This is a genomic window from Candidatus Enterococcus murrayae (genome assembly GCF_017315985.1).
GTDB classification, from domain to species: domain Bacteria; phylum Bacillota; class Bacilli; order Lactobacillales; family Enterococcaceae; genus Enterococcus_A; species Enterococcus_A murrayae.
This window is the reverse complement of the sequence record NZ_JAFLVR010000102.1, coordinates 1-1,757: the sequence shown is the minus strand read 5'-3', so window position 1 is coordinate 1,757 and position 1,757 is coordinate 1. Positions and strand designations below refer to the sequence as shown.

Genomic DNA, 1,757 nt, shown 5'->3' with positions numbered 1-1,757 from the left:
AGGGATTGGCTTTACTGGCCATGGACCAGGGACAACTCCTGGACCCTTAGAAATTCAATGGGCGCCATTGAAACTTGATTTTCACAATGCAAATACGGTGAATACAGTTGTTGCAGATTTCCCAGAGATCACTGGGAATAAAAAATATGCCGTGATCAGTGATACACGTGCAGGTGCCACTGATGAATGGAAATTAACGGCACAATTAACAGAATTAAAAAATGCGGCCGCTACTGAAACCCTGACGGGTGCCATTTTGAAATTCGATTCTGTTCTTCAAGGGTACCAAGGCACAAACGCGCCAGAAGCGCCAGGTTCAATTATTGCAGCTGGGGCACGTACAGCAACGGTCTCAGCTGCCAGTCAAACAGTCAATGCTGGCGGAACAGCGGTTCAAGTTATGAGCGACGGGACAGGTTCAGGCACATTCCAAGGTCAATCGGCTATGGAAATGGACAATATTAAGTTAGAAGTTCCTGCAAATGCCGCACAAGTGGGCGAACAATACCAAGGGACATTGACTTGGTCATTGGATGACACGATCTAATTAAGAAAGTAACCATTTGGGGGGAGGAGTGAAACTCCTCTCCCTTTTCATCTTTGGATGAATAGTTAGGAGGCCACCTGTGAGACAAAAAGTCATGTATTCAACACTTGTATGTTCCTTTCTTCTGTGTCTGCTTTTATTTCCAACACGGAGTTTCGCGGACGAAGCAGGGACGGAAGAAAAGATGGGGTTTTCAGTGGAAAGTATCATTCCAGAGAATCAAGTGGATCGGACAAAGACCTATTTTTATTTATCGGTCATGCCCGAACAAACACAGACCATTCAAGTCAAGCTCAAGAGTTTACAAGAAGCCCCTGTGACTGTTCAAATCAACATTCATGACGCGGTAAGCAGTTCGATAGGCGCCATTGATTACGCCCAAGAGAAGCCAAAATTGGATCAAAGTTTGACCGATCCAATCACGAAGGTAGTTCGCATGAAAGACGATGTGAAAGAGGTCACCTTAAAGAATAAGGAAGAGAAAGTTGTCGACTTTGAGATCACGCCACCGAAAACACCTTTTGCTGGTGTGAAGCTGGGATCTCTTCGTTTCTTGAGAAAGAACGAAACAGCAGACAAACAAACCTCCGGTTTGATACCACAATACGCGCGAGTGATTGCGGTCATGTTGACGGAAGACGAGGAGCCCTTTAATCAGGGGGCAGAACTTCATTTGAAACGAGTGGGGTTACAGCTGTCGAATGGCCGAAAAGTGATCGCTGCCCGCATTCAGAACGATCAACCGAAGGTCCTGCAGGAAATGACGATTCAAGGAAGCGTTCGTCGAAAGGGTGAAAAGAAGTCACTGGCAAAACAGAAACTTGAGAATTTTTCTGTCGCTCCGAATTCTAATTTTGATTTCGAGATCCCTCTCGGGCTGGAACCCTTTGAAGCTGGAACCTACATATTTACAGGAAAGGCAGAAGGAGACGGCCGGACTTGGCAATGGACCAAAGAGTTTACAATCGGGAAAGAACACGCGGATAAGATCAATGAGGAAACGGCCTATAAAGTAGTGATCCCGAATTGGGTGCCTTGGACGGCACTTGGCTTGATCGGTGCGTTAGCTGTCTTAGTGAGCTACCTTCTGTCTCGTCAACAAAAATGGAAAAAGGAAGGGAAGTGAGGATGTGAATCGATGGAAACGCCTAGTTCTCTTTGTTGGACTGTTTCTTTTCTGTCTGCCACAACTAGCGGTTGGAAAAGAAGT

At 45.9% G+C, this 1,757-nt stretch carries 2 protein-coding genes; both read left to right on the top strand.

Features of this window, described 5'->3' with window-relative positions; all coding sequences use genetic code 11:
• A partial coding sequence (locus JZO85_RS22995) for a WxL domain-containing protein (RefSeq protein WP_207110839.1) occupies positions 1–547 on the top strand: 547 nt, incomplete at its 5' end.
• 79 nt (positions 548–626) lie between these two features.
• A complete protein-coding gene (locus JZO85_RS22990; RefSeq protein ID WP_347401828.1) occupies positions 627–1,673 on the top strand; it encodes a WxLIP family cell surface protein in 1,047 nt (348 codons plus the stop codon).
• Positions 1,674–1,757: the final 84 nt, after the last annotated feature.